The sequence below is a fragment of the Shewanella abyssi genome, from assembly GCF_023284025.1.
Taxonomy (GTDB): domain Bacteria; phylum Pseudomonadota; class Gammaproteobacteria; order Enterobacterales; family Shewanellaceae; genus Shewanella; species Shewanella abyssi.
The window spans coordinates 1-25,820 of the sequence record NZ_JAKIKR010000053.1; the positions used below are offsets into that span (position 1 = coordinate 1).

Genomic DNA, 25,820 nt, shown 5'->3' on the forward strand with positions numbered 1-25,820 from the left:
CCGCTTGGTTTAATCATGCACAACAGTTTAACCAATCCTTTGGTTACGACGCACTGGGTCAAATTACCAGTATCGACAATAGTGATGGTTGGCAAGATATTAGCTATGACGCTATCGGCAATCGCTTAAGCCTCACCACACAAGCCGATACCGACTGGTACCGCAGTGCATTTGATTCAAATCGCTTATTGGCTACCACAGGTGAGCAGCAACGTCAGTTTGATTATGATGCCAATGGTAATATTGTTAGCGAGCAAACGGCAGAGGGAACCGTTAGCTATCAATACGGCCGCCTTAATAGGATGTTAAGCCATAGCATTGATGGCCAAACGACTCACTATAGCTATAACGCCAAAGGCCAGCGCAGCGCCAAGCTATTAGCTGATGGCAGCCGTATTCATTACCTGTATGACCAACAAGGACGGATGATTGCCGAAGCAAGCAACGGTAAGGTCCATCGTGAGTACATCTATCAAAATGGCCAACTACTGGCACTCGTCAATTTAACGGATGCAGGCAATGAGGTGTACTACCTAAGTAATGACCATTTAGGTCGGCCGGAAGTGGCAACGGATAAGTATGGTGAAGTGGTATGGCAAGCGAAAAACCTCGCCTTCGATCGCGAAGTGCTTATCGACAACATCGGCGGTCTAAACCTAGGATTGCCGGGTCAATATTACGATAGTGAGAAGGATAGCTGGCAAAATGGCTTTAGGGATTACGATGCTAAAACCGCAAGGTATATGCAGAGTGACCCGATAGGTTTGGCGGGAGGTAACAATTTATACCGCTATGCACTGAACTCGTCGTTGATCTGGTTTGATGAGACAGGTTTAGGGCCAAAAGATACTGGGGGTGATCCGAGTGAGCCGCCGAGAGATAGCTCTAGCTGCGGTTGCGGGTCATCATCGACGGGTGGTGAAAATTGGAATCAATTTAGAACAAATGATGGCAAGATTGAGGTTTATAGGTTTGGTCGATGGAATGAAACTTATCAGGGAAATAACAACATTATCAAAGATTTTGCTTCTGGTGTTATTCTGACTAATATCGGTGGAGTACTATCACAATCTTTAGTAGGTGAAACCATTGTTTTTTCATGGCCAGTTTTTCTCGGAAGCGCATTCGTAGGGAGTGTTTATACCGGTTACTCAGGAACTAGAGATTTTTATTCATGGCAAGCCGAAAATTATTCGGAAAGCGAAATCGAACAAATCAGAGCTTACAATCAGAGCTTACAAAAATGTTTAGGTGCCCGTGATGAATAAAGTAAAGTGGGAACATTTGAAATCAAAAGGTTTTACTTATTTTATGCTTTTATATGGATTGAGAATGGGATTTAGTTCCGCTTTTTTTGCGATTTCATTCAAAAATATCGGCTTACTCATTATTTACGATGAACATGTCAGCCAGCTAGATATTTTTTATGATGTGCATACAATTGGGCTATGGTTCTTTCTTTTGGGGTTTCCTAGTGCATATTTAACATGGAAGGGGTATATGAAAAAATTTGCTAATTAATTGGTAATTTATAATGATAAAGGGGTCGGAGTGAATTAGGGAGATTGAGATACTTTTTCTCATCTGAGTCACTCGCGCTAGAGTAAATACTCTAGCGCATTTCTGTCCAGAAGCGTGTCAGACGCTACCTTGAACTTGCTGGCAGAGCATGTGCTGTGGGGCGTGCAAGCTTCTAAATCACGGATGATTTAGCAGAGCCTACATGGACGTACTTGTGGCGTCTTGCTAAGACACAGGGCGCATGCTCTGCAATTTCAATATGGCCTGATAATTTCAGACTTAAAGGCACTAGATACCGGCCCAGAAGCTTCACTCGGCAATTGCTCCCTGCATTGCTCTACCTCCTGAATCTGACCTACACGGACGTAGGAAATGCCATTGTTGTTGGAACTATCAACGGCCATTCAGTCGCGGGATGACGGATCTGGCTCAGATGTTAGACGTAAACTAGCTCATTTCTGTCCAAAATCGAGTTACGTCAGCAGTAAAGATATTTGTGAACGCCAAGGGAGTGAAGATTCTAAATTTTCAGTAATCCTCTGAGCAGCACAGTGTACTTTTTAGTGGTTACTAAAGATGATCATGATGAATTCCCAATCTGAAACGAGCGTCTTCAGGTTGGGTAGGTATATACTGGTCTGAATATTTGCTCTATTAATAGTTGGCAAAATCCTTTAGGTTAAGGATAAATTAACTATAACTATAACTATAACTATAACTAGAGAGACACTCCGATGAAATCCGCCGTAGAGCAGCTATCGACTTATAAAAGTGTGCACTTAAATCCCAGTAACATAAAGACCCATTTTTTCGGTGTGCCACTGATTATTTGGTCGGCCTTTGTTGGTTTTAATCTTATCCCAATCAATTTTGCTGTGTTTGATAATCCAGTGATTAGCTTTAATGTCGCGACTATTTTTGCTGTTTTTGTATTAGCATATTATTTTATGTTGCATGCAAAGCTCGCGATCGGTTTGACCCTATTCATTATTCCGGTGCTATACACCTCTAGCATCGTTGCCCAATATAATGGCGCCGGATACCTCGCTATAGCAACCTTCGTCATAGGGTGGGTCATTCAATTTATTGGTCACAAATATGAGAAGGCAAAGCCCGCTTTTGTTGACGATCTGAATCAGCTGCTTATTGGGCCATTCTTTTTGATGGCTGAAGTGTATTTTAAGTTGGGTTTAGAAAAAGAGTTATTAGCAGAAATTACCCCCCTTGCACGAGATAAGCGCAGAGCGATTGAAGCGGCGAAAAAAGCCAAGGCGACTTAAGACGCTGCAACAAAAAACGCTAATCGTTTGATTAGCGTTTTTTAGCATTACTTTATTTTGGGTTGCTCATAATGCTTAGGCAGCACTCGCACGGTTTTAACCATATTATCACCGAGTTCAATGACTTCAATTGGGTAACCTGCGATACGCATGCTGGTTTTGATTGTTGGGATCTCTTCCAAATGCTCTAATATCAAACCATTGAGCGTTTTAGGGCCATCAATTGGAAAGTGCCATTCCATCTCTTTGTTCAATTCACGAATGTTAATCGTGGCTTCAATAAGAAAGCTGCCATCTTGTTGCTCGCTAATGTCTTCACTCGGAGTGGTCACCATTGAGGTGGTGTAATCACCGACAATCTCTTCCAGAATATCCTCTAGTGTGACCAATCCTTGAATGTCGCCATATTCATCAACGACTAGACCAATACGCTCTTTGTTTTGCTGAAAGTTACTCAGTTGTACGTTCAGTGGGGTGCCCTCTGGAATAAAGTACAACTCTTTAACCGCGCGCAGTAACGAGGATTTGCTGAACTGCCCTTTAGACTGCAGCCGTAGTGCATCGCGTAGATGGACAAAGCCTACTGCGTCATCAACGGTGTCGCGATAGAGTAGAACCCGTGTATGTGGGCTCTGAATAACTTGTTTATTAATGCTCTTAAACTCGTCATTGATGTTGATAGCATATAGGTCTGAACGTGGCACCATCACATCTTCGACTGTCACCTTTTCTAAATCCATGATCGACAGTAGCATCTCTTGATGTCGTCTTGGGATTAATGCACCCGCTTCGTGCACGACTGTTCGAAGCTCCTCTTGGCTTAAAGCATCAGAGGTTTTTGTCGAACTTATCCCAACGAGTCTAAGTACACCGGAGGTAATGAAATTGACAGCTTTTACGAATGGAGAAAGTACGATGAGTAAAAAACGTAATATATAGCTCGATGGAAAAGCGATACGTTCTGGGTGCAATGCGGCAAATGTTTTAGGCGTCACTTCGGCAAAAACCAATACGACTAGTGTCAGTACACCGGTGGAGATAGCAATACCCACATCACCAAATAGGCGTAATCCAATAATAGTCGCAATTGACGAGGCAAGGATATTGACCAGATTGTTGCCAATGAGGATGAGCCCAATCAATCTATCGGGCCGTTCCAGCAGCTTAGTGGCTCGAATCGCACCTTTATGCCCGCTCGATGCCAGATGGCGTAGACGATAGCGGTTTAAGGTCATCATTGCTGTTTCAGATCCTGAGAAATAGGCTGAAAGTAAAATCAAGACGGCTAAAACAGACAATAGTAGGCCGGTGGATATTTCGTCCAAAAGATGGAGCTCCGCTGTGGATTAATTAAAACTGTAAAAAATAGTAATTACAGATATTTCGAAAGCATGTCAAGTTTGGCTCAATGCTTAGCTGATTGAGCCCCTTGACGAAGATTAGATTTAGCTGAGGATCAACTCTTTAACAATGCGGGCACCAAAGTAGGCGAGCGACAGTAGCACTCCGCCTGTCAAGGTATAAGCAACCGCGGTCCTAATCTTACAACCCACCCAATATTGTTGGGCCAACATCGCTATGTAGACGCACCAAGCGAGGATGGACAAAACGGCTTTGTGGCCTTTGCCCTCTTCAAACATATCGTCGAGGAAGATAAAGCCGGTAGCGAGCGCTAAGCTTAATAAAACCACTCCGACAATAACAAGATGATAAAGCTGCTTTTCGACTGTCATCAGCGGTGGCATGTGCGATGCCATGATGAGTTTTTTATTCTTGAGTCGATTCTTAATAATGGCTAACTGGATGGCGTAGAGTGCGGCGATCATTAATGCACTGTAGGCCATTAATGACAGAACGACATGCACTAGTACATCAGGGTGGACCTCAAAATGGATAATGTATTCTGGTGGCACTAGCCATAAAAGCGCAACTGAGATTACCGAGCAGGCATAAACCACAGGTACAACGACGATGACTTTAAGACGGAACAGTAAGATGGTGAAGCTGAAGGCGATGATCCAATTCACCATTGAGATGACATTGGTCAGGCTAAAGTTCTGTCCGTCTCCGGTAAAGGTCGCTTGTGACAGTGCCGCAGCGTGTAAAACAACACCAATGGCTGCTATTCCTGCAACTAATTTTCGGTTTGGTCCGTCTGCGTGAAAAAGACGAGTCGCGACGAGAACCAAAGCAATACTGTAAAAAAACATGGCTGACGCTGAAAAAATAACCATTGAGTATTAACCTATTGTTTTGTGAACTTATTGTTCTATTGACTTGTTGGCTGAGCCAAAAAGTCAAAGCTGACTAAACGACACTTATATTAACTTGATTCACACATAAGTTGAATGACTGAATCACAAATCGTAATGCACTAGGTTTCCATTCTAAACTGAATCGAGTTTAATCACGGAAATAGCGTACAACGCTTGGCATTAGAATAACATGAGCTCGGGTTATTTGGGCAGTGACATTGGTTGCAAAATTCAGTGGATTCTATGTCTTAGGTCCGTTTTTTTGCAAAATGTTCCCTTTAGAAGCAAATGTAAGCCAAGTTACTTGGTTCATTGAGTAGCATAATATCTGGGCATCGCTATAATACGGCCCATCAATATCAATTTTAAACGGTAAGAACTGGATAATGTTTGAGAACTTAACTGACAGACTGTCACGTACGCTGAAAAATATCAGCGGCCGTGGTCGCTTAACGGAAGAGAACGTTAAGGAAACCTTGCGCGAAGTTCGCATGGCACTACTTGAGGCCGACGTTGCCTTACCAGTTGTACGTGACTTTGTTAACAGCGTAAAAGAACGCGCTGTCGGCCAAGAGGTAACGAAAAGCCTAAGTCCCGGCCAGGCATTTATTAAGATTGTTCAAAGCGAGCTAGAAAATGCGATGGGCGAAGCTAATGAAGCTTTGGACCTATCAGCTCAGCCTCCAGCAGTCATTATGATGGCCGGCCTGCAAGGTGCGGGTAAAACCACCAGTGTTGCCAAACTTGCAAAGTTCTTACGCGAGCGCGAAAAGAAATCTGTGCTAGTGGTGAGTGCTGACGTATATCGCCCTGCCGCAATCAAGCAGCTAGAAACGTTAGCAGCAGAAGTGGAAGTCGAGTTCTTCCCATCAGATGTCAGCCAAAAACCGGTTGATATTGCCAAAGCGGCCATAGCGCACGCCAAGCTTAAGTTCATTGATGTGGTTATTGTCGATACTGCAGGTCGTTTGCATGTTGACGAAGCCATGATGGATGAGATTAAAGAGCTGCACGCTACTGTTAATCCGGTCGAGACCCTGTTTGTGGTTGATGCCATGACCGGTCAAGACGCGGCAACCACTGCCAAAGCCTTTAATGAGGCATTGCCTCTTACGGGTATCGTTCTAACTAAGGTTGATGGTGATGCTCGCGGCGGTGCGGCATTGTCTATTCGTCATATTACCGGTAAGCCGATTAAATTCTTGGGTGTCGGTGAAAAAACCGACGCACTTGAAGCTTTCCATCCGGACCGAATTGCTTCACGTATTCTCGGTATGGGCGATGTCTTGTCGCTTATCGAAGAGGTAGAGCGCGGCGTCGATAAAGAAAAGGCGATGAAGCTTGCTGCGAAAGTGAAGAAAGGCGGTAGCTTTGATTTAGAAGACTTCCGCGAACAGCTGCAGCAGATGAAGAACATGGGCGGCATGATGAACATGATAGAGAAGCTTCCAGGCGTGGGTCAGTTACCCCCTGAAGCACTTGCTCAAGTTCAAGATGGTAAAATGACCGGGCAGATGGAAGCGATTATTAATTCAATGACGGCAGGTGAGCGTCAGCGACCTGATATTATTAAGGGTTCACGCAAGCGCCGCATCGCAATGGGGTCGGGTACACAAATTCAAGACGTAAACCGTTTACTTAAACAGTTTACCCAAATGCAGAAGATGATGAAGAAGATGTCGGCCAAAGGCGGCATGAAAAAGATGATGCGTGGTATGAGTGGTATGTTACCACCAGGCATGAAAATGCCTGGACGCTAGTCTATTATTAATTATTCGGTACATAATTTTACAGGCTAGGATGAGTTTTCGTTCTAGCCTGTAAATCGTTTTTGGCGTAATAAACGTCGATTACGGTTGCATTCGCTGGTCAGTCAGGTAATATCTGCCAGCTTTCTATCTGGGGCTCTCCGCGAACACGGAGTTTCAGTTTTTATTTTTGCTTGATAAAAAGCAAATCATTAGAGGATACAAAACGCATGGTTACCATTCGTTTAGCTCGTGGCGGCGCAAAAAAGCGTCCATTTTATAACATCGTTGTTGCTGACAGCCGTAACGCCCGTGACGGTCGTTTCATTGAGCGTGTTGGCTTTTTTAACCCATTAGCTCGTGGCCAAGAAGAAGCTTTACGCTTAGATCTTGACCGCGTTGAGCATTGGGTTGCTAACGGTGCTGCTACATCTGATCGTGTAGCAAAATTGATCAAAGACGCTCGTAAAGCAGCTGCTTAATAGCGTTAAGGTATAGATTGATGAGCAGTAAACAAGAACCCGTCGTACTTGGTAAATTAGGTTCAAGTCATGGCATTAAAGGTTGGTTGAAGATCACTACCTATACCGATTCTGTTGAAGGTATTTTTGATTATTCTCCTTGGTTGTTAAAAGAGCAAGGTGAATGGCGTGAGGTTAAAGTCCTCCAGTGGCGCATGCAAGGTAAAGCCGTAGTTGCTTGTCTTGAAGGCGTAGAAACACGGGATCAGGCTCAGGCTCTTACAAATTGTGAGATAGCCGTAACTGCGGAGCAGATGAACGTTTTACCAGAAGATGAATTCTACTGGCGAGACCTTATCGGATGTGAAGTGGTTAATACCAAAGGTTATAACATGGGTAACGTGCAGGAGATCGTGGAAACAGGATCAAATGACGTACTTCTTGTTAAAGCTAACGCAAAAGATGGCTTTGGCAAAGCGGAACGAATGATCCCCTTTGTCACCGAACAGTTCATCATTAAGGTGGATTTGACGGCAAAACAGATTTTAGTGGATTGGGATCCGGACTTTTAAGTCGAGGTACAGCAGATGTGGTTAGGGGTAGTAACCCTGTTTCCGGAGATGTTTCGTGCCGTAACAGACTTTGGGGTAACGGGTCGTGCAGTTAGCAAGGGTTTGCTAGAGATGCATACGTGGAATCCTCGTGATTTCACCCATGATAAACATAACACAGTGGATGACCGCCCATACGGTGGTGGCCCTGGCATGTTAATGATGGTGCAACCTCTACGTGATGCCATCCATGCAGCAAAAGCTGCAGCTGGAAAAGAGGCAAAGGTGATCTACCTTTCTCCTCAAGGCCGTAAGCTGACACAGCAAGGCGTTGAAGAGTTAGCAAAGTCATCCAGTTTGATTTTAGTGTGTGGACGATACGAAGGTGTCGATGAGCGCATTATTCAAACTGAAGTGGATGAAGAGTGGTCGATTGGAGATTACGTGCTTTCGGGCGGTGAGATACCAGCGATGACTTTGATTGATTCAGTATCAAGGCTAGTTCCTGGCGTGCTAGGAAAAAAGGCTTCGGCAGAGCAGGATTCCTTCTCTGACGGTTTATTGGATTGTCCCCACTATACGCGTCCGGAAAGTATGGATGGACTGGATGTTCCAGCCGTATTGTTAAGTGGCAACCACGAACATATTAGACGCTGGCGTTTGCAACAAAGTCTCAGTAGAACTTTGTTAAGACGACCAGAATTACTTGAAAATCTAGCTCTGACTGGCGAACAAGAGAAGCTTTTAGCCGAATTTGTAGACAGCATCAAACAAGATGATTAGTCGAAGCGTAGTTATTACTAGAATGGAGTTTATTTAATGAATAACATCATCAAAATGCTCAACGAAGAGCAAATGAAAACCGACGTACCAGTATTTGGTGCCGGTGATACAGTAGTTGTTAAAGTACGTGTTGTAGAAGGCGGTAAAGAGCGTCTACAGGCGTTCGAAGGCGTTGTAATCGCTAAGCGTAACCGCGGCGTTCACTCTGCATTCACAGTACGTAAAATCTCTAATGGCGAAGGTGTTGAGCGTGCGTTCCAAATTCACAGCCCAATCATCTCTAGCATCGAAGTTAAGCGTCGCGGCCGTGTTCGTCGTGCTAAGCTTTACTATCTACGTGAACGTTCAGGTAAGTCTGCACGTATTCGTGAGAAGCTAGCTACTAAGTAATTACGCTTTAGTAATAATTAGTTTAGCTAAAAAAAGATGCAGTGTTCGCATGAGAAACCGCCTATATGGCGGTTTTTTGTTGGCTGTAATTTAGTAAAGGCTGTCTCAATGACACTTTGTTTTCGTCGCTGTGACGTCTCTTAATATATAAACTCGTCAACTCTTTAGCTCGTTATTTTTGTCGATTGGGCCGGCTACAGCGCCTTAAAGCATAAATTTATTCATTTATCCCATTTGTGCTTGATCTTCATCTGACACACAGGCATAGTGCTTTCAAGGTGTAATGGTGTAGCAGTACGCAATTACAGTTAATTTTATAGGATAGACTTCTAATTCGGTCAATAGTGCTAATAGATATTGGAAGATGAAAACTCAAATCAGGTGATAAGCATGCAGCAAGATACGATAAACAACGTTCATATTAGTTCAGAGAAAGTGTTAGTGACTCCAGAGGAGCTAAAGCGCGATCTTCCCTTGTCTGCTCATGCTAGCCAGTATGTTCTTAATGCCCGCAGAACAGTGGCTGACATCGTACATAAGCGCGATAACCGAGTGTTAGTCATTGCTGGACCTTGCTCTATTCATGATATCGATGCTGCTAAAGAGTACGCACTTAAGCTTAAGAAACTGCATGATGAGCTAGGCGAGCAGTTTTACGTGTTGATGCGTGTTTACTTTGAAAAACCACGTACTACCGTGGGCTGGAAAGGCATGATTAATGATCCTGATATGAACGAGTCATTTGACGTTGATAAAGGCTTGCGTAAAGCGCGTGAATTGATGATTTGGCTGGCCGAGCTTGGGCTTCCTGTCGCCACTGAAGCGCTCGATCCCATTAGTCCCCAGTACATGTCAGAACTTATCACTTGGTCAGCGATTGGCGCTCGTACTACTGAATCGCAGACACACCGCGAGATGGCATCGGGGCTTTCTATGCCAGTCGGATTCAAAAACGGTACCGATGGCAAACTGGGTGTTGCAATTAACGCGCTAGAGTCTGCAGCAAGCGGTCACCGCTTTATGGGGATCAACCAACAAGGGCAAGTCTCATTGTTGCAAACAGCGGGTAACCCTGATGGGCACGTTATTTTACGCGGTGGTAAAGCACCAAATTATGATGCGGCCAGTGTCGAGGAGTGTGAAAAACAGTTGCATGGGGCGAAATTGAATGCCCGCCTGATTGTTGATTGCAGCCATGGTAATTCAGCAAAAGATCACAATAAGCAAAAGCCCGTGTGTGAGGATGTGTTTAGCCAAATCGTTAATGGTAATCAGTCTATTATTGGGGTGATGCTTGAGAGCCACCTTAATGCAGGTAAGCAAAGCAGCGATCTGCCGTTTAATGAGTTAGCTTATGGCGTGTCAGTGACTGATGCATGTATCGATTGGCAATCAACCGCAGCATTATTACGCACCGGCGCTGCAGACTTAGCTTCAGTATTACCTACAAGATTTGATATGCTGAAAGTTGCGAACGGCTGATGGAAGAGAGAGTAATGAACGAGAAGACCACTGCAGAGCTTGAAAACCTCAGAGGCTTAATTGATGGCGTTGACCAGCAGTTACTGCATCTACTGAGAAAACGATTAGATCTAGTGGCACAAGTTGGTGCTGTTAAGCACGGTGCAGGCTTGCCCATTTATGCCCCTCAGCGTGAAGCATCAATGCTGGCAAAACGTCGCGGCGAAGCAGCTGCGATGAATGTAGAACCACAGTTAATCGAGGATATTCTAAGGCGCTTAATGCGCGAGTCTTACCTTAATGAGAAGGACGTAGGCTTTAAGCAAGTCAATACCGAACTTGGTCATGTGGTTATTGTTGGCGGTGAAGGCAAGCTCGGCGGTCTGTTTTCGCAAATGCTGACCTTGTCAGGGTATGAAGTTAGGTCTTTAGATAAGGACGACTGGGCTAATAGTCAGACCATTTTTGATGGTGCTGGTTTAGTTATTGTGACGGTACCGATTAGCATTACCTGTGATTTGATTGCTAGCAAGCTAACGCAATTACCAGATCATTGTATTCTTGCTGACTTAACGTCGATTAAAACTGCACCTGTTGAAGCCATGTTAGCGGCGCACTCAGGCCCTGTTTTAGGTTTGCACCCCATGTTTGGTCCTGATGTCGGCAGCTTAGCTAAGCAAGTGGTCGTAGTTTGTCATGGTCGTGATAAGTCTCAATACCAATGGTTGATTGAACAGATTGAGATCTGGGGCGCACGTATCGTTGAAGCTGAACCTGAGAAGCATGATAAAGCGATGCAACTGGTGCAGGCAATGCGACATTTCTCCTCTTTTGTTTACGGACTTAACCTCTATAAAGAGGAGGCTGATATAGGATCTCTACTGCAGTTTAGTTCACCTATATATCGTTTAGAGCTAGCGATGGTGGGGCGTCTATTTGCCCAGAGCCCGGAGTTATATGCAGATATTATTTTTGCTCAAGAAGAAAGCTTAGTGGCGATTAGCGATTACCTTGATAACTATTCGCAAGCCCTGTCGATATTAAAGTCAGGCAACCGAGAAGCGTTTGTTAAACAGTTCGAAGAGGTGGCACAGTGGTTCGGTGACTTTGCACCGCAGTTTCAAAGAGAAAGTCGGGCAATGTTGCAATCGGTCAATGATATGAAAACAGATTAATGTGATATGAATAGATTGATAAAAAAGGAGCTTAGGCTCCTTTTTTATTGTCAAAACAAAGGTAAATAGTAATGAGAATGAACAGTATTATTAATGCTGTTTTTAGCCCGCGCCAATATCATGTTAATTTTGAGCAATTAGTCAACATTAGCGGATGCTTAAGGTGATCTCATTCATAGTTTTCACCATTATCCGTAGAAAATACTTTTGCAATTTCTTAATCGGCGTAAACTAATTCAAAAGATGCAAATTATATGCATGTATTAAGTATTAGGAGTAAATGTCGTGTTTTGTATTCAATGTGAGCAAACAATTAGAACGCCTGCGGGCAATGGCTGTAGTTACACTCAAGGTATGTGTGGTAAGACTTCGGATACATCTGACCTTCAAGATCTACTCATCTATATACTTCAAGGTGTATCAGCTTACGCTGTACGAGCACGTGAAGTTGGCGTTGTTGATCACGAGATTGACACCTTTGTACCAAAGGCATTTTTCGCGACATTAACTAACGTGAACTTTGATGATGACCGTATTATTGGATACACGACACAAGCGAATATTTTCCGTAGCCGTTTGCAAACAGCTTATGAAGCGAAATGCGCTGAATTAAATATTGAAGCAAAAGCGCCGACAGCAACAATGCAGTTAGTATTAGGTGCAACTAAGCCTGAAATGCTTTCTCAAGCGCCTCAAGCAGCTGCTAACCGTGGCAAAGACGAAGTTCATGAAGATATCATGGGTCTACGTTTACTTTGTTTATACGGCCTTAAAGGCGCTGCTGCATATATGGAGCATGCTCGCGTACTGGACCAAACCAACGATGAAGTTGCCGGTGAATTCCACGAAATCATGGCGTTCTTAGGTGAAGACTCTGTTGATGGTGACAAGCTGTTTGAAACTGCAATGCAGATTGGTCAACTTAACTATCGCGTAATGGCGATGTTAGATGAAGGCGAGACTCACTCATTCGGCCACCCAGAGCCGACTCAAGTGAACACCAAATCTATAAAAGGTAAGGCTATCTTGGTGTCGGGTCATGACATGAAAGATCTAGAGCTTATCTTGCAACAAACTGAAGGCAAGGGCATTAACGTATTCACTCACGGTGAAATGTTACCAGCGTTAGCTTACCCAGAACTTAAAAAATTCCCACACCTTGTCGGTAACTACGGTAGTGCATGGCAGAACCAGCAAAAAGAATTTTCTAACTTCCCAGGTGCCGTCGTAATGACGTCTAACTGTATTGTTGACCCGAATGTGGGCGATTATTCTGACCGTATTTTCACTCGTAGCATTGTTGGCTGGCCTGGTGTTAGTCACATTGTCGGTGATGATTTTAGTGCCGTTATTGCTAAAGCAGAGTCTTTAGAAGGCTTCGCCTATGATGAGATCCCCCATCTAATCACTATCGGCTTCGCTCGTAACGCACTAATGGCTGCAGCGCCAACCGTGATTGAGAATGTGAAAAGTGGTGCTATTAAGCATTTCTTCTTGGTTGGTGGCTGTGACGGCGATAAGGAAGAGCGTGGTTACTTTACCGATATAGCAACGCAAGCGCCTGCTGACTCGATTATTCTGACACTGGGTTGTGGTAAGTATAAGTTCAACAAACTTGAGTTTGGTGACATTAACGGTATCCCACGTCTATTGGATGTTGGTCAGTGTAATGATGCTTATTCTGCTATCCAGCTTGCTATTGCATTGTCTGAAGCATTTGAATGCGACATCAATGAATTACCATTGAGCATCGTTCTGTCTTGGTTTGAGCAAAAAGCGATTGTAGTGTTACTGACGCTATTGTCACTAGGTGTGAAGAACATTTTGACTGGCCCAACAGCGCCAGCATTCCTAACTGAAAACTTGGCTAAAGTCTTAGAAGAGAAGTTTGGACTGCGCACAACTACAACAGTTGAAGCGGATCTTAATCGCATTCTAAACGTGGCTTAAATGCCTGTTTAGTCGGTGATGAGTAAATAAAAGTGGCCACTCAAAAGTGGCCATTTTTATGTCAGAAGTATTCTAAAAATCTAGGTTAAAATGATATGGCTAATAATATAAATATGTCGGCGACAGAGCCGTTTGAAGCTGAGCAGTGGCAAGCAGGCGAACATCAGTTAGTGTGTGTTGAAAAGTGGAACGAGACTCACGATGTCATGAGTTTTCGCTTTCAAGGCATCAAGCCGGTAAAGTTTCATTTTAAGCCAGGGCAGTTTTTAACATTGCTATTAGATATTAATGGCGAGAAAATCGGCCGTAGTTACACCATTAGCTCATCGCCTTCGCGCCCATTCTCAGTGGTGCTGACGGTAAAGCAGATTGAAGGCGGCAAAGTATCTAACTACTTGGCTAATCATCTAGAGGTCGGCCATGTCGTCCGCGCGCTTGGACCGGATGGTGCATTTAACCTTATTGATATTGCCGCTGATAACTATCTGTTTTTAAGTGCAGGCTGTGGCATTACGCCGATGTACTCGATGTCTCGATGGTTAGCGGATACTCAAATTAGCCCTGACGTTTGCTTCTTACACAGTGCAAAATCAACTGAAGATCTTATTTTTAAACAATCTCTTGAGCAGATAGCGGAGCGTAGTAGTCAATTTAAACTCAATTATATTTTAGAAAACGTTGACGCTGAGCCTTGTGCTCATGTTGACCAGCAGGCGGGTCGTTTATCTGCCGACAACTTGCAGCGCCTAGTGCCAGACTACCAATCTAGAACCGTGTTTGTTTGTGGCCCAGAGCCATACATGGCTGCGGTAAAAGCATTACTTGAGTCGCTTAATTTTAATATGGCGCAATTTCATCAAGAAAGCTTTGGCTCATTCAAAGGTGATCTCGCAGAGCTTGCTGCAGCAAAAGAAAGTGCGGACAGCGTTGAGAGCGATGATGGTGGCTTTATGTTGCGCATTGGCGATAGAGTACGCTCAATGAGCAGCGCACAAACGGTGCTCGATGGTGTTGAAGCTGAAGGGTTACCTATCATTGCAGCTTGTCGCTCTGGTGTATGTGGCGCGTGTAAATGCAAGGTGGTCGAGGGTGAAACTGAATCCTCTAGTCAGATGTCACTAACGGCCGATGAAATAGCACAAGGCTATGTTTTGGCTTGTTCTACAAAGTTGAAGTCTGATGTGACGCTAGAGCTGTAGTCACAAAGCGCCATCAATTGTTAATAAATTTGAAATAAATTAGTAGTGAAAGTTGCGTAAGTCACTATGAGAAAGTAAGGTTAATGACAGGACGTGATGGAATTTACGCCTGTCTTTTCTTTCTTGACGGAGTGGCTATGACATCAACAACGCATTTAGCAGCATTACCTCTAGAAGATAAAAGCCTTGCTCACATGTTATATGGGCTTATGGCCTGTTTTCCTGTGCTGTTACTCCCCGCCGTTCTGAGTCTATTGATTAACTTAAACCAGCGTCAAAACACCCTAAGTTCAGTTCTCGTGTCCCACCTTAGATGGCAACGCTGGTCGATTATCGGCATGTTGCTGCTTATGTTAGTGGGCTACTTAAGTAATCAACCCTGGTTAAGTGGCACACTTTATGTTGCTGGCGCAGTTTGGTTTAGCGGTCGTATTTTTAAGGGCTGGCTGAGCCTAGTAGAGGGTCGCTGTATCTAGTCTCCTTTTCATCCATTCCCCCGTTTAAATTGATGAGTACAGTCTGTGACTCGTTACGAAATTCTAGCCTTCTTTCTGCGCTTTCTTTAGTTATATAGCTTATCTCTTACGTATACACCGTTGGCAAGATCACATGACTATTACGGCGCTCGCGTTGCTATTAAGCCTACTTATATTGGCGGCAGACAAGATATTTGGTGTCTCTGTTTATTCGAGTTTAGCGCGCTGAGTTCGCCTACAGATCCGATTGCGGTATCGGCTTGGTTATTTCTGTCGCTATTTCACCAGTGGTCTCCTCTACTGAGCCATTAACGATGGCGGGTATAACCGGTTTATTTTTGCAAGAGGTGGTAGTAGTTTTCTCTATCTTGTTCCTAGCTTGATTGATAAGAGTCACGCTGAAGAAGAGAAGGGGGCTGATTAATTTTAAAATATTCGATATAGGATTAAATAACGACCGCCAATAGATATTGGCGGCCGACGTATGACTGCTTTACAGCGCTTGTTACTCGTAATCGATATAGACTATCGGTACAGGTTATTGAGTAGATCGTTAAGCAATTTTTGTTGCTCTTCGCTCACACCTACTTGTTCAATATTAGCAATGTTAACCACAATACCGTCACCACCAAGTTGCTTAATTGCTTTGGTAAAGTTGGGTAATTTCAGAGTGTCAACCGCATAGCAAGGGTTTACGATTACCGGTAAGTGGCTGGCATTTTTAAGCTCAACTAAAGCGGCCAAATCGAGAGAGGGCTTCCCCGAATTATTGAGTGTACTTACGCCTGATTCACATAAGGCTAATTGCTGATTCCCCTGGCTTAATACCATTTCGGCCGCATTAAGGAAGTCATCGACGCTGGCCATGGTGTTGCGCTCTAATATGATAGGCAGTAACAGTGACCCAAGTTGGGTGAGTATGGCTTGGTTGTACATTTGCGTGCCTGATAACATAATCATATCACCAAGTTGTGCGGCAATGGCGAGGTCTGTTTCATGTTCAACCATTAAGATGCAAACCAGACCAAATTGATCCAAGGTATGCTTGAATTTATTGAGAGAGCTCAGTAAGTCACTTTGTTGACTTAAGCCTTGGATCACAATCGCTTGAAAACCTGACTCCTTGAGTGCTTTAGCACGCTGCTCAAATTGGCTGATGTCGAAAGGCAATTGCAGCTGAGCTATCGCTGCTGAATGATTATTGCCGATGCTAAGTTGGCCGCAGACTATCTCGGTCGATGTTGTTTTATAAGCTTTGCTATAACGTTTCTGCTTACTGCTTGCCATACTTGGTGTTGCAGTTGATTTAGAGGTGCTTGGTTCAATCATCAGCTGGCTATTGCTGAGCTGAGTAGGATTAACCGTTTCGCATGGATAGCAGCCTAGCACTTTGATAAAGCGAGTGGTTCTTTCTAACTCTTTCAGTGCTGCCTGCATAGGTTCACTTGATAGGTTAGCGTCAATGTCAAGGTAGAACATCTCCTCCCAAGGTGTACCTGGGATAGGGCGTGATTCCAACTTACTCATATTCAGGTTTCTGGCTTTCAACACCAGTAATGCTTCAACCAAGGCACCAGGCTTTTGCCCTGTCGCCATAATGAGTGTGCATTTTGCGGGTAATTGCTCTGGTACATCAACCGCCTTGCGTGCAACGACAATGAAACGGCTTTGGTTAATTTTTTGGTTAGCTAAACCGGTATCAATAGCTTCGAGTTGGTATAATGCGCCGCCTTCACTACTGCCTATAGCTGCAACACTATTATTGCCAGCGTTACACACCATCTCCATCGCTTCTGCGCTGCTTGAACAGTACTCTAACTTGAAGTCGCCATGTTGGCTTAGATAGCGACTGCATTGGCTTATCGGTTGTGGATGGGCGTAGACGGTTTTTATATTATTAATATTTGCGCCATTATTCGCCAGTAAGCAATGGCCAACTTCGATAGTGGTTTCACCGACAATGGCTAGACTGGTATGTTGCAGCACATCATAAACTTCGTTGATGGAACCTGATGAAGTATTTTCAATAGGTAAAAAACCATAATCAGCATGGCCAGATTCAACTGCTTGAACTATCTCATCAAAGCTTTTGCAACCCAAATCTTGCATTTCGACTTGGCGTCTGTCGCAATAACGACTGGCGGCTAAATATGAATAAGAGCCTCGAGCGCCAAGGTAGGCTACGCAATACTGCTGTTGTTGAGTTGCTGGATTGGCACGCCCATGAAGGTAGGCTTGTTGGTTAAGTACTGAGTCTTCAATAATGCTCTGGTATAACGAAATCACATAGTGTGCATCCAAGCCCTGTTCTCGGCCTTGTTTGACGAGGCGTGCCAGCAGCTCTTTTTCGCGGGTAGTATCACGTATAGGCCTAACATCGACTTCTTTGCTGCGAGCAACATCTAAACTTAACTCTCGGCGTTTTGCTAATAAAGCCAAAAGGTCGTTGTCGAGAGTGGTGATCTGCTCCCGAGTGTGGTTTAAAGGTTGTGGTTTGCTCATTTTGGCCTCTACATTTTTGTTTAGCGCGCTTAGAATTAAAAAAGCCTCCCGTGTGGGAGGCTTTGGAATTTTCACTTTCGTTTTTACACCGAAATTCCGCCTCCGAGGGTGGGGGGCACAAAAAAGAAAGTAAAAAATGCGGTTTGGATTATATTCATGGATTTAAACTAAAGCCGAGGCGGTTTACTGTCAATCAAAACTTAGCCAATTTGAAAGTTTTGTAATAAAAAGCGCACTCGAGGTGCGCTTTTGAACAAAAGTTAGTAAATAATATCAAGCTGCGTATTCCTCCTCATTGCTGTCGTTAAAGCCGTCATCAATTGCATCATCTTCTCTTTTAAGTGTTGCATGGCGTTGGCTTTCGGGTTTATGTGTAAGGCGATTTAGCTGTTTCTCCAGCTTTTGTCCCATTGCAGTAATTGCTGCGTATAGGTCTTCATGTTTCGCCTGGGCAAATAAGTTGGCACTAGGAATACCAACTGAAGCTTCAACCTTAAAACCTTGTTTCTCCTGCTGTATGATTACGTGTGGATTAATAAGCTGCACATCGTGTCGTGCTAATTTCTCTAATCTTGCTTCAATACGTTCGCGGATAGATTCAGTAACTTCGAAGTGCTTGCTAGTAATCTTTATCATATTTCGAACCTTTTGTTGTTTCCTTGAATTCAGACTAACAATCTGACTAACGAAAGTTGTGATCTAAATCACGTTTTGCAGGCTCTTCTAATCTGTTCGCTTTTTATTTGATCACTTAGATAAATATAGTCAATAACTGTCAAAATTTCCTTGAAAACGCTGTAAAACAGGTTCATATTTGAATGGATAAGGGGGCGGCTGAAATGGCCTTTTTGCAAAAATCTTAGCGTTAATAACCTCATAGCTCTATCCTCCTTGCCAATATATAATGCCTACAAAAGACCAATTCATTTGTAAGAGTGATTATCCATGACGCAAAACTTAGTCAAAGTAAAAATATGGGACGTTCCAACGCGACTCTTTCATTGGGGCATGTTGTGTTTGCTTGGCGGTTTATGGTGGACGGCGGAGTCGGCAGAGATGGAGTGGCATCAACTTCTGGCCTATAGCTTGCTGATCCTGATTGGAATGCGTTTGCTGTGGGGATTTATCGGCAGCGACACTGCTAAGTTCAGCCATTTCGTACACTCTCCGAAAACGGTGCTTAATTATGTGCGAAAAACCAAGCAGCACGGGATATCCGCTTCTATAGGGCATAACCCTATCGGTGGTTATATGGTTGTAGCGCTAATCTCTTTAGTCACACTACAGTTGGTTACAGGGCTTTTTGCAACGGATGAGATTTTTATAGAGGGTCCTCTTTATACAACCGTTAATGGCGATACTGCCTTATGGCTGACTTGGCTGCATAAGAAGAACTTTGACCTGATTTTAATCTTGGCTGCTATTCATGTATTAGCTGTTGGGGTGCATATGTTCAAAGGTGACAAAATTATAGCGGCGATGTTCAGCGGTTATAAGCGCTTACCTGGGGAGCTAGCGCAGCCGCTAGCATTTGTTTCTACACTTAAGGCCGTTATGATCGTAATGGTTATTGGGGCCTTGGTCGTTAATTACCTGATGCTACCGATTATTGAGATGCTGTAGTCACGGTCTACCGACTAAGTGGCTTTTGCTAGATTTGATGTGGTTGATTAGATGTAATTGCTCAAAGGTGGCGTTTAGAATTGATTGAAGAATAGAGCCAGCATTGTATCAATGCTGGCTTATGTTTTAACTAGTCTTTCTTGTAGACGTCATGGCAGCCTTTACAGCTTTTACCTGTATTCATAAAGGCTTTCTTCATCTCTTTTTTATCACCTTTCTGAGCAACTAAAGCGAGCACAGCTGCATTTTCTTGAAAGGTCTTCATCTTGGCATCAAAATCAGTTTCTTCGCTCCAGATTTTTGCGAGTGCTTCAGTCTCACCTTGGTCTGAACCAGCGATGAAACCTTCAAGAGGTAGCATAGAAAGTGCAGCAACATTAGTTGCTCGCATTGCGAATACGCTAGCATCGTAATCTTTCTTACCTTTTAGCATTGCGCCCATGTCACCAAAGTTATAGGCAATCATCCCAAAAGCAGATTGACGATAGTGAATGGCATCATCGGCGTCTTCAAAATTGTTGGCTTGCACACTGGTAGCAATAGTCGCGGTTGCAGCTAGTGCGATTAAACTCATCTTTAATGATATTTTCATGGTTACTCTCACGTTTTTATTATGTTATGTGACTTGCTTCGCTGCATTGTACCTATTTTTAGCGAGTCGACTCCATTCGTTTTTTGCCAAAATTACGCTTAGTCACAAATCAATTGATATCACGGCATTGTTTGCCCATATCAAAGTACGTGACTGAAGGTTGATTCCTGATAGACTAGCTGTAATGATGCACTAGTACGCCATTGAGGTTGAAATGCGAGCAGAGTGGGATTTAGTTTTAGACAAGGTGATGGCTCAAAATGATCATAGCGCCTTAGTGACGTTATTTGAGTTACTGCTAACGGAAGAGGAACGCAGCGCCGTCGCTGGTCGATTAAAGGTTTTTCAAACCTTATTGCACAAAGAGATGAGCCAGCGCCAAATAGCGCAAGAGTATCAAATCAGTATCGCGACAATAACGCGCTGCTCAAATTACCTTAAACATATGTCAGAAGAGCAACGCGAGCAGATAAAGCAGTTGACGCTGTAGCTAAAGGCATTTGGGTTCAAAATATCTATGTTTACGGTAACTGAGTCGCCGAAAAAAAACATACAGCCCATAGCTACATAGACAAAGCGCAAAAACAGGCGCTGCTTTTGAATTGAGCTTGCTCAGTAATATAGCGATAAGAAGGCATAACGCAGGGATATGTTCATATAGCGGGCTGGGGAACCAGCCTTTTTTTCGGCGTTTTTTGGCGTCGGTACGTCTATTGTTGGAGCGCAGCACATAAACTTTGCTGCCTAATAGATAGATGATAACTGCAGAGAGATGTGCAAGAGGTTGTTCGAGTAGTAAAAGAGTGACGCTACCGATAGCGACGTAGCAGTAGGGTAACGCTTCATAAACCGGTTTTGATAGCATTGGCAAATCCTTTGCGCAAATAATGCTGTTGATTGTAAGGTATAAAAAAACGCGCTTCATTGTTTGTTAATGAAACGCGTCTTAAATCAGTCTAAAGAGCTAGTGTCTGCAACCACAGCCACCGTTGCCATCGCAACCTTCTTTCACTTCTTTAGCTTCATCATCACTGCAGCATCCGCCTTCATGTGAATGTTCATGAGCGCCACCACCACCGCAGCATCCGCCTTCATGTGAATGTTCATGAGCGCCACCACCACCGCAGCATCCGCCTTCGTGTGAATGTTCATGAGCGCCACCACTGCAGCTTCCGCCAGCATGTGAATGTTCATGAGCGCCACCACCGCAGCTTCCGCCAGCATGAATATGGCCGTGAGCGATCTCTTCTTCTGTTGCCGTACGAACTTCTAGCACTTCAACATTAAAGCTCAGTGTCTGGCCTGCTAACGGGTGGTTACCATCAACAATTACCACGTCATCTTTTACTTCTGTAACTTGAACTGGACGTTGTCCCATTTCAGTTTCAGCGATAAAGCGCATGCCCGGAACGATATCTTCGATATCACCAAAAGCTGATAATGGCACTTCTTGGCGCAAACCGTCATGATATGCACCATAACCTTGCTCAGCATCAACGGTTACGTCGAGGACGTTACCTTGCTCTTTGCCTTCTAGAGCTGCTTCAAGGCCTGGGATCATATTTTCTGCGCCGTGCAAATACAGCATCGGCTCGCCTTCAAAAGAGCTTTCAACAAGCTGGCCTTTTGCATCTGATAATCGGTAATGGATGCTTACAGCACATTTTTCGGTGATTTTCATATTGGCTCCAATCGGTAATTTGGGCGCATTCTAGCTTGCTTTGTTTCAATTTGCGACAGCTTGAATCCACTTCTGCTACCTAAGCCACATCTTTATTAGAGGATGGAAGCATCCCAAATTCTTAATTTATTGCTGCTTATATCCAAACATAATAATGACTACTTTTTTATTTGGTTTGCACTCAAGTCTAAAATGAGTAAACGTAATTCAAGCCAAAATGATAAAATGAGCGTCTCTGTGAGCTTGTTGCTAATACTGGTATAGCCCTTATTATTGCTAATAACAAAAGCTACGCTCACGTAATTGGTATTAAATTACAATCGCTTACGGTGTTTTTTTTGTTTTTGCTTACCTAAAAACAACATGAATGTACTGCGCAGTTAATTCGTAGGCACTTATCTAAACTACGATTTATGACGTTTAGTCACTGGTTTCCTGAGGTAACGAGTATTAATGCAATTGGTATAATAACAATAATGAAAATTTAGGGGTTGACACTTCTTGGTTAAAAAGCAATTCTGTTAGCACGCAAATTAATCCAATTGGATGAAACCTAATTTATATGTTTAGCCACGTTTTAATGATCACCACGATTATTACAACCACCACGATTACCATCGTGGGGGCGGGCTAAGCACAACCTGATATAAGTTAAATATCAAGCCCGCTCCCCACAAAGGAGCGGGCTTTTTTGTTTCTTTAGTGGCGCGGCACAAGGAGTTTTCGATGAAAGTAATGAAATTTGGTGGTACCTCGCTTGCTAATTGGCAGCGATTTAAAGCGGCGGCAGAGATTGTTGTTCAGTCAGCAAAGAGTGAAACTACTGCCGTAGTGCTGTCCGCGCCAGCAACGGTAACCAATGGCTTAATTGAAATGGTTGAGGTCGCTGTCAATGGTGGTAACTATGAGGTGGTATTGGCTAAAGTCGAGCAGGTGTTCAATGCTTTGTATGGCGAAGCGGCGAGTACCTTAACTGAAGCGCAAAATCAGCGACTTGCAGAGCGTTTGCAGCAGCAGATGAAGTTTTGGGGCGATAAGCTGGCGGGAATGAGCTTGCTTAATGAATGTCCAGAGAGCGTCGAAGCCGCAGTGTTAGTCGGTGGAGAGAAACTGTCGTCAGCATTGATGGTTGAGGTGATGAAAGCGGCTGATTATTCTTCCGCAATATTAGAGCCAGAATCATTACTGGTCGGTTATGGTCCACGTTTAGAGTCAGCGGTTGATATTGAAGCCAGTAAGTTGCGTTTTAGTCGATTAAACCTAAATGATGCTCACGTTTGGGTCATGCCTGGTTTTACCGCAGGGGATAACGAAGGAAAAATTGTTACATTGGGGCGCAATGGCTCCGATTACTCCGCAGCGGTGCTATCCGCTTGCCTGCAAGCGAGTTGCTGCGAGATCTGGACCGATGTTGATGGTGTTTATAACACTGACCCACGCGTAGTTGCTGACGCTAAACTGTTGTCTCAATTAAGTTATCAAGAGGCCATGGAAGTTTCCTACTTTGGCGCCAAAGTACTACATCCAAAGACGGTAGCGCCGATCGCGCAGTATCATATTCCTTGTTATATCCGTAATACCCTAAATCCAAAAGCCGTTGGAACGTTAGTGTCCAATGAGCCTGATCAAACAGGGCTTAATGTTAAGGCTATCTCCAATCTTGACGAGCAAACGATGTTTGATGTGTCTGGACCTGGCATGAAAGGCATGGTGGGCATGGCCAGCCGTATATTAGGTGCAATATCACGCTCTGGCGTGTCAGTATCACTGATCACCCAAAGCTCGTCTGAATACAGTATCAGTTTCTGTGTCGCCACAGAGGATTCAGGCAAGGCGAAATATGCATTAGAGCAAGAGTTTGACCTCGAGCTTAAAAGCGAACTTTTAGAACCGATAGAGATGCGTCACGATTTAGCGATCGTATCACTTATAGGCGATGGCATGCGCACTCATAAAGGTGTTGCGGCCAAGTTCTTCCAAGCGCTCGCCCAAGCAACGGTCAATATTATCGCTATTGCTCAAGGCTCTTCAGAACGTTCAATATCTGCAGTGATTGAGCAGCGAAAAACCAAGCATGCAATTTCGGCTTGTCATCAGTCTTTCTTCGATGTGCAGCACTATCTTGATGTTTTTCTTGTTGGTTGCGGCAATGTTGGCGCCGGGCTACTTGAGCAGATAAAACAGCAACGTCAAATGCTTAAAGAGCAGCATATCGCCATGCGCGTGTGCGGTATCTCGAATTCAAAGCAGATGTTATTAGACGCCCAAGGTATCGACTTATCAAACTGGCAGGGCTTGCTAGCGGAATCAAACCAAGCTGCAAATATAGAGGATATGTTGCAATGGGCTAAAGAGCAGCAATTACTCAATCCGGTACTGGTTGACTGCACTTCAAGTGAATTTGTCTCTGATCAGTATTTAGCGGTGCTGAATGCGGGCTTGCATGTGGTTACGCCAAATAAAAAGGCTAATACTCGAGACATGGCTTACTACAAAGACTTGCGTCACACGGCGTTGAAACAACGTCGTCAGTTTTTATATGAAACAACTGTTGGTGCGGGTTTACCGGTTATAGATAACCTTAAGAAGTTGTTATTTGCGGGTGACAAACTACAGCGCTTTAACGGGATTTTATCTGGCAGTCTTTCGTATATTTTTGGCATGCTAGATGAAGGGATGACGCTGTCTCAAGCCACGAGCATTGCCAGAGACAAATGTTTTACTGAACCGGACCCACGTGATGACTTGAGCGGAATGGACGTTGCCCGCAAAGTGCTTATTTTGGCCAGAGAGGTCGGTATGGAGCTTGAGCTGGCAGATATCAGTGTTGAGTCGGTATTGCCTAACTCTTTTGATGCATCAGGCGATGTTGCAGCGTTTATGGCAAATTTGCCCGCTGCAGATGAAGCAATAGCGCAACGCGTTGAAGCAGCTAAAGCTGAGGGGAAAGTGCTGCGCTATGTAGGCCAAATTGATGATGACGGTTGCAAAGTTAAGATAGCAGAAGTCGATATGAATGATCCTTTATACAGTGTTAAAGGTGGCGAAAACGCATTGGCATTTTATAGTCGTTATTATCAGCCTATTCCCTTTGTGCTGAGAGGTTATGGTGCCGGTACGGATGTCACCGCAGCAGGTGTGTTCGCCGATATTTTAAGAACATTAAATTGGACTCGTGAGGTTGGCGTATGAGCGTAACAATTTATGCCCCCGCATCCATGGGCAATGTCGGTGTTGGTTTTGACTTGCTCGGTGGGGCATTAGCACCAATCGATGGCAGCTTGCTTGGCGATAAAGTCACCGTAGAGAGTGCTGAACAGGGGCTTGAATTAATAGTTATCGGCCACTGGGCAAATAAATTACCAGCGGATCAAAACGAGAATATTGTTTATCAATGTGCCCAGTTCTTTCTTGAGCATTTAGGAAAAGATGTCGGGCTTAAATTGACGCTAGAGAAGAACCTGCCTGTGGGTAGCGGTTTAGGCTCTAGTGCCAGCTCTGTTGTCGCAGCACTAATGGCGTTAAATGAGTATTTTGATAATCCGTTTTCTGAGCAAGAAGTGCTTAGGTTGATGGGCGACTTTGAAGGAAAGATTAGCGGTTCGGTACATTATGATAACGTCGCTCCCTGTTTTCTTGGTGGCATGCAATTAATGCTCGATACGCCACAAGTTATTTGTGAACCGATACCCACATTCAAACAGTGGTATTGGGTAGTAGCCTATCCAGGGATCTCATTATCAACAGCGCGGATGCGTCAGTTAATGCCAGAGCAGTATGCTAAGCAAACCACTATCGATTTTGGTCGTTATCTCAGTGCTTTTGTGCACGCTAGCTACAAGCAAGATGATGCGCTTGCAATCTCGGTACTCAAAGATGTGCTTGCTGAGCCTTATCGCGCAGCAGAGATCCCAAACTACCCACAAGCCAAATCAGCTCTTGCTGAGATAGGCATGCTAACCACGGGCATATCCGGTAGCGGGCCGACCCTGTTTACGATTACAGATGATATAGCAACCGCAAAAGCCGCTAAACAATGGTTAGATGAACACTATATTGATCAAGCACTCGGCTTTTCGCATATTTGCCAAATTGATGATTTAGGCGCTCGCCGTGTCTAATCAGCATAGAGTGAATTAGCAGTAAAGAACCAGCAATACAGAACTATCGAT

The 25,820-nt window shown here is 44.1% G+C and carries 25 protein-coding genes and 1 other annotated feature; of the genes, 18 read left to right on the plus strand and 7 right to left on the minus strand.

Going from position 1 to position 25,820, the window contains the following annotated elements; genetic code table 11:
- The 3 genes from L2755_RS18125 to L2755_RS18135 form a co-directional block, all read left to right on the plus strand.
- Positions 1-1,268 (plus strand): RHS repeat domain-containing protein (locus L2755_RS18125; RefSeq protein WP_248982088.1); only part of this gene is annotated, 1,268 nt, incomplete at its 5' end.
- A complete protein-coding gene (locus L2755_RS18130) occupies positions 1,261-1,521 on the plus strand; it encodes a hypothetical protein (RefSeq protein WP_248982089.1) in 261 nt (86 codons plus the stop codon). The genes L2755_RS18125 and L2755_RS18130, both read left to right, overlap by 8 nt.
- A 734-nt stretch (positions 1,522-2,255) precedes the next feature.
- Positions 2,256-2,801 carry an Mpo1 family 2-hydroxy fatty acid dioxygenase gene (locus L2755_RS18135; protein ID WP_248982090.1) on the plus strand — a complete coding sequence of 182 codons (546 nt, stop codon included), beginning with the start codon at positions 2,256-2,258 and terminating at the stop codon, positions 2,799-2,801.
- 47 nt (positions 2,802-2,848) lie between these two features.
- Here L2755_RS18135 and L2755_RS18140 read toward each other — a convergent pair whose 3' ends face one another.
- A complete protein-coding gene (locus L2755_RS18140) occupies positions 2,849-4,126 on the minus strand; it encodes an HlyC/CorC family transporter (RefSeq protein ID WP_248982091.1) in 1,278 nt (425 codons plus the stop codon).
- Positions 4,127-4,246: 120 nt separating this feature from the next.
- The gene (locus tag L2755_RS18145; RefSeq protein ID WP_248982092.1) at positions 4,247-5,035 is read right to left on the minus strand and encodes a cytochrome C assembly family protein; all 789 of its coding nucleotides are present in this window, start codon (positions 5,033-5,035) and stop codon (positions 4,247-4,249) included.
- A 407-nt stretch (positions 5,036-5,442) separates the two neighbouring features.
- Here L2755_RS18145 and ffh point away from each other — a divergent pair, with 407 nt between their 5' ends.
- From ffh to L2755_RS18200, 11 genes are all read left to right on the plus strand, one after another.
- The gene (gene ffh, locus L2755_RS18150) at positions 5,443-6,816 is read left to right on the plus strand and encodes a signal recognition particle protein (protein WP_248982093.1); all 1,374 of its coding nucleotides are present in this window, start codon (positions 5,443-5,445) and stop codon (positions 6,814-6,816) included.
- A gap of 218 nt (positions 6,817-7,034) precedes the next feature.
- Positions 7,035-7,286, plus strand: a complete 252-nt coding sequence (rpsP, locus tag L2755_RS18155; RefSeq protein ID WP_101090472.1) for a 30S ribosomal protein S16 — start codon at positions 7,035-7,037, stop codon at positions 7,284-7,286.
- Positions 7,287-7,306: 20 nt separating this feature from the next.
- On the plus strand, positions 7,307-7,837 hold the full coding sequence (gene rimM / locus L2755_RS18160) for a ribosome maturation factor RimM (protein ID WP_248982094.1): 531 nt from the start codon (positions 7,307-7,309) through the stop codon (positions 7,835-7,837).
- Positions 7,838-7,852: 15 nt separating this feature from the next.
- Complete coding sequence (trmD, locus tag L2755_RS18165; RefSeq protein ID WP_248982095.1) at positions 7,853-8,599, plus strand: tRNA (guanosine(37)-N1)-methyltransferase TrmD; 747 nt, start codon at positions 7,853-7,855, stop codon at positions 8,597-8,599.
- Between the two features lie 36 nt (positions 8,600-8,635).
- Entirely contained in the window at positions 8,636-8,989 is a 354-nt protein-coding gene (rplS, locus tag L2755_RS18170; RefSeq protein WP_248982096.1) for a 50S ribosomal protein L19, read from the plus strand.
- Positions 8,990-9,379: 390 nt separating this feature from the next.
- Positions 9,380-10,471 (plus strand): 3-deoxy-7-phosphoheptulonate synthase, encoded by a 1,092-nt coding sequence (locus L2755_RS18175; protein WP_248982097.1) that lies wholly within the window; start codon positions 9,380-9,382, stop codon positions 10,469-10,471.
- A gap of 14 nt (positions 10,472-10,485) precedes the next feature.
- Complete coding sequence (gene tyrA / locus L2755_RS18180) at positions 10,486-11,625, plus strand: bifunctional chorismate mutase/prephenate dehydrogenase (protein WP_248982098.1); 1,140 nt, start codon at positions 10,486-10,488, stop codon at positions 11,623-11,625.
- A 285-nt stretch (positions 11,626-11,910) separates the two neighbouring features.
- Positions 11,911-13,575 carry a hydroxylamine reductase gene (gene hcp, locus L2755_RS18185; RefSeq protein WP_248982099.1) on the plus strand — a complete coding sequence of 555 codons (1,665 nt, stop codon included), beginning with the start codon at positions 11,911-11,913 and terminating at the stop codon, positions 13,573-13,575.
- Positions 13,576-13,670: 95 nt separating this feature from the next.
- Positions 13,671-14,774: an FAD-binding oxidoreductase gene (locus tag L2755_RS18190; RefSeq protein WP_248982100.1), complete on the plus strand. Its 1,104-nt coding sequence runs from the start codon at positions 13,671-13,673 to the stop codon at positions 14,772-14,774.
- A 137-nt stretch (positions 14,775-14,911) separates the two neighbouring features.
- On the plus strand, positions 14,912-15,250 hold the full coding sequence (locus L2755_RS18195; RefSeq protein WP_248982101.1) for a hypothetical protein: 339 nt from the start codon (positions 14,912-14,914) through the stop codon (positions 15,248-15,250).
- A gap of 120 nt (positions 15,251-15,370) precedes the next feature.
- Complete coding sequence (locus tag L2755_RS18200) at positions 15,371-15,562, plus strand: hypothetical protein (RefSeq protein WP_248982102.1); 192 nt, start codon at positions 15,371-15,373, stop codon at positions 15,560-15,562.
- 213 nt (positions 15,563-15,775) lie between these two features.
- On the opposite strand, the gene L2755_RS18205 is transcribed toward L2755_RS18200, so the two are convergent.
- Positions 15,776-17,752 (minus strand): chorismate mutase, encoded by a 1,977-nt coding sequence (locus L2755_RS18205; RefSeq protein ID WP_248982103.1) that lies wholly within the window; start codon positions 17,750-17,752, stop codon positions 15,776-15,778.
- A 34-nt stretch (positions 17,753-17,786) separates the two neighbouring features.
- Positions 17,787-17,905, minus strand: a sequence feature (Phe leader region).
- A 120-nt stretch (positions 17,906-18,025) separates the two neighbouring features.
- Complete coding sequence (hpf, locus tag L2755_RS18210) at positions 18,026-18,388, minus strand: ribosome hibernation-promoting factor, HPF/YfiA family (RefSeq protein ID WP_248982104.1); 363 nt, start codon at positions 18,386-18,388, stop codon at positions 18,026-18,028.
- A gap of 309 nt (positions 18,389-18,697) precedes the next feature.
- Between hpf and L2755_RS18215 the strand changes: the two genes are divergently transcribed.
- Positions 18,698-19,375: a cytochrome b/b6 domain-containing protein gene (locus L2755_RS18215; RefSeq protein ID WP_248982105.1), complete on the plus strand. Its 678-nt coding sequence runs from the start codon at positions 18,698-18,700 to the stop codon at positions 19,373-19,375.
- 130 nt (positions 19,376-19,505) lie between these two features.
- Here L2755_RS18215 and L2755_RS18220 read toward each other — a convergent pair whose 3' ends face one another.
- Complete coding sequence (locus tag L2755_RS18220; protein ID WP_428847815.1) at positions 19,506-19,949, minus strand: c-type cytochrome; 444 nt, start codon at positions 19,947-19,949, stop codon at positions 19,506-19,508.
- Positions 19,950-20,181: 232 nt separating this feature from the next.
- On the opposite strand from L2755_RS18220, the gene trpR reads away from it, so the two are divergent.
- On the plus strand, positions 20,182-20,457 hold the full coding sequence (gene trpR, locus L2755_RS18225; RefSeq protein WP_248982107.1) for a trp operon repressor: 276 nt from the start codon (positions 20,182-20,184) through the stop codon (positions 20,455-20,457).
- On the opposite strand, the gene L2755_RS18230 is transcribed toward trpR, so the two are convergent.
- The gene (locus tag L2755_RS18230) at positions 20,458-20,832 is read right to left on the minus strand and encodes a hypothetical protein (RefSeq protein ID WP_248982108.1); all 375 of its coding nucleotides are present in this window, start codon (positions 20,830-20,832) and stop codon (positions 20,458-20,460) included.
- A 99-nt stretch (positions 20,833-20,931) separates the two neighbouring features.
- On the minus strand, positions 20,932-21,648 hold the full coding sequence (slyD, locus tag L2755_RS18235) for a peptidylprolyl isomerase (RefSeq protein WP_248982109.1): 717 nt from the start codon (positions 21,646-21,648) through the stop codon (positions 20,932-20,934).
- 726 nt (positions 21,649-22,374) lie between these two features.
- Here slyD and thrA point away from each other — a divergent pair.
- Together thrA and thrB are read left to right on the plus strand one after the other, a co-directional pair.
- Positions 22,375-24,840, plus strand: a complete 2,466-nt coding sequence (gene thrA, locus L2755_RS18240; RefSeq protein ID WP_248982110.1) for a bifunctional aspartate kinase/homoserine dehydrogenase I — start codon at positions 22,375-22,377, stop codon at positions 24,838-24,840.
- Positions 24,837-25,769: a homoserine kinase gene (gene thrB, locus L2755_RS18245; protein ID WP_248982111.1), complete on the plus strand. Its 933-nt coding sequence runs from the start codon at positions 24,837-24,839 to the stop codon at positions 25,767-25,769. Before thrA ends, thrB begins: the two co-directional genes overlap by 4 nt.
- Positions 25,770-25,820 lie beyond the last annotated feature (51 nt).

Coding starts and splice junctions, on each gene's coding strand:
- thrB (WP_248982111.1), top strand. CDS start 24,837: ATGAGCGTAACAATTTATGCCCCCGCATCCATGGGCAATGTCGGTGTT.
- rplS (WP_248982096.1), top strand. CDS start 8,636: ATGAATAACATCATCAAAATGCTCAACGAAGAGCAAATGAAAACCGAC.
- L2755_RS18135 (WP_248982090.1), top strand. CDS start 2,256: ATGAAATCCGCCGTAGAGCAGCTATCGACTTATAAAAGTGTGCACTTA.
- slyD (WP_248982109.1), bottom strand. CDS start 21,648: ATGAAAATCACCGAAAAATGTGCTGTAAGCATCCATTACCGATTATCA.
- L2755_RS18130 (WP_248982089.1), top strand. CDS start 1,261: ATGAATAAAGTAAAGTGGGAACATTTGAAATCAAAAGGTTTTACTTAT.
- L2755_RS18205 (WP_248982103.1), bottom strand. CDS start 17,752: ATGAGCAAACCACAACCTTTAAACCACACTCGGGAGCAGATCACCACT.
- L2755_RS18195 (WP_248982101.1), top strand. CDS start 14,912: ATGACATCAACAACGCATTTAGCAGCATTACCTCTAGAAGATAAAAGC.
- L2755_RS18215 (WP_248982105.1), top strand. CDS start 18,698: ATGACGCAAAACTTAGTCAAAGTAAAAATATGGGACGTTCCAACGCGA.
- L2755_RS18175 (WP_248982097.1), top strand. CDS start 9,380: ATGCAGCAAGATACGATAAACAACGTTCATATTAGTTCAGAGAAAGTG.
- hpf (WP_248982104.1), bottom strand. CDS start 18,388: ATGATAAAGATTACTAGCAAGCACTTCGAAGTTACTGAATCTATCCGC.
- trmD (WP_248982095.1), top strand. CDS start 7,853: ATGTGGTTAGGGGTAGTAACCCTGTTTCCGGAGATGTTTCGTGCCGTA.
- tyrA (WP_248982098.1), top strand. CDS start 10,486: ATGAACGAGAAGACCACTGCAGAGCTTGAAAACCTCAGAGGCTTAATT.
- L2755_RS18190 (WP_248982100.1), top strand. CDS start 13,671: ATGGCTAATAATATAAATATGTCGGCGACAGAGCCGTTTGAAGCTGAG.
- trpR (WP_248982107.1), top strand. CDS start 20,182: ATGCGAGCAGAGTGGGATTTAGTTTTAGACAAGGTGATGGCTCAAAAT.
- rimM (WP_248982094.1), top strand. CDS start 7,307: ATGAGCAGTAAACAAGAACCCGTCGTACTTGGTAAATTAGGTTCAAGT.
- L2755_RS18145 (WP_248982092.1), bottom strand. CDS start 5,035: ATGGTTATTTTTTCAGCGTCAGCCATGTTTTTTTACAGTATTGCTTTG.
- rpsP (WP_101090472.1), top strand. CDS start 7,035: ATGGTTACCATTCGTTTAGCTCGTGGCGGCGCAAAAAAGCGTCCATTT.
- thrA (WP_248982110.1), top strand. CDS start 22,375: ATGAAAGTAATGAAATTTGGTGGTACCTCGCTTGCTAATTGGCAGCGA.
- L2755_RS18230 (WP_248982108.1), bottom strand. CDS start 20,832: ATGCTATCAAAACCGGTTTATGAAGCGTTACCCTACTGCTACGTCGCT.
- L2755_RS18220 (WP_428847815.1), bottom strand. CDS start 19,949: ATGAGTTTAATCGCACTAGCTGCAACCGCGACTATTGCTACCAGTGTG.
- ffh (WP_248982093.1), top strand. CDS start 5,443: ATGTTTGAGAACTTAACTGACAGACTGTCACGTACGCTGAAAAATATC.